Origin of the sequence: Streptomyces sp. NPDC088350, assembly GCF_044753545.1 — a bacterium.
GTDB lineage: Bacteria > Actinomycetota > Actinomycetes > Streptomycetales > Streptomycetaceae > Streptomyces.
The window spans coordinates 1-1,523 of record NZ_JBIVNL010000034.1 but is presented as its reverse complement, the minus strand read 5'-3'; the positions used below and the strand labels follow the sequence as shown (position 1 = coordinate 1,523).

At 68.7% G+C, this 1,523-nt stretch carries 1 protein-coding gene and 1 pseudogene; both read right to left on the bottom strand.

Translation table 11 applies throughout. The features are described from left to right. Positions 1 to 1,322 (bottom strand): condensation domain-containing protein (locus ACIQBL_RS48060; RefSeq protein WP_401955363.1); only part of this gene is annotated, 1,322 nt, incomplete at its 3' end. A 12-nt stretch (positions 1,323 to 1,334) separates the two neighbouring features. Continuing rightward, a pseudogene (locus ACIQBL_RS48055) lies at positions 1,335 to 1,475 on the bottom strand (hypothetical protein); the annotation flags it as partial. Positions 1,476 to 1,523: the final 48 nt, after the last annotated feature.

The window sequence follows — 1,523 nt, the reverse complement described above, 5'->3', positions numbered from 1 at the left end:
AACTCCCGCACCCGCCCCAGCAACCCAGTGAACTCCGGATCCCCGGACACATCCGTCCGCAACACCAACGTATTGACGAAGAACCCCACCAGATCATCCAGTGCAGCATCCGTCCGACCCGCGACACCCGTACCGACCGGAATGTCCTCCCCCGCACCCAACTTCGACAGCAACACCGCCAGCGCCGCCTGCAACACCATGAACAGCGTCACACCCTCACGACGCGCCAACGCCGCCAACCCCGCATGCACCTCCGCGGGAATCGCAAGCCGCACCACGTGCCCACGATGGCTCCCCACCGCCGACCGCGGCCGATCGACAGGCAGCACCAACTCCACCGGCGCACCCTCGAGCGCACCACGCCACCACGCCACCTGCTGGGACTGCACACTCTCCGCGTCGTCCTCGTCGCCCAGCAACTCCCGCTGCCACAACGCATAATCCGCGTACTGCACCGGCAACCGATCCCACCCCGGCACCCCACCCCGCACCCGCGCCGCATACGCGACACTCACATCCCGCGCCAAAACCCCCGTCGACCACCCATCCGTCGCAATGTGATGCAACACCAACACCAACACATGCTCATCAGGCCCCACCGAGAGCAACCGCGCCCGCAACGGAATCTCTACGGAAAGGTCGAACGGCACGCCCGCCACCGCGGCCACCACACCCCGCACGTCCTCCTCGGCGACCCACGCCCGCTCCAGCCGCCAGTCCAGCTCGCCCACACTCAACACCCGCTGGAACGGCACACCGTCAACAGCGGGAAACACCGTCCGCAACACCTCATGACGACCCACCACATCACCCAACGCCAACCCCAACGCATCGACGTCCAACTGCCCGGACAACCGAAGCGAGAGCAGGTTGCTGTAGGTCGAGGACGGTCCCTCAAGCTGGGCGATGAACCAGAGCCGTTGCTGGGCGAACGACAGCGGCACCCGCTCCGGACGCGGCCGCACCACGAGCGGCAACCGCGCCTGGTCGGCCTGTGCCAGCGTGGCCGCCAGGGCTGCCGGGGTGGACATCTCGAAAACGGCCCGCACCCGCACCTCGACGTCCAGCACGGCGCGCAGCCGTGCGACCAGCATGATGACCAGCAGCGAGTGCCCGCCCAGCGTGAAGAAGCTGTCCTGCGGCCCGACCCGGTCCAAGCCGAGCACGTCGGCGAACAGGCCGCAGAGAATCTCCTCGGTCACCGATGCCGGAGCCAGGGTGCCGTCGCTCTCGCCAACGATCTGATCCGGAGCCGGGAGGGCGGCCCGGTCGAGCTTTCCGCTGGAGGTCAACGGCAACGCGTCAAGCACCACGACAGCCACCGGAACCATGTGGGCGGGCAGACGCCCGGCCGTGAACTCCCGTACCACCAGAGCGAGTCCGCCCTCACCTGCGCCGGCGTCGGCGTCGGCGTCGGCCGGGACGACGTACCCCACCAGGCCCCTGCCGCCCGGGACGTCCTCACGAACCGTCACCACCGCCTGAGCAACCCGCGGATGGCCGGCCAGCACCGCCTGCACCTC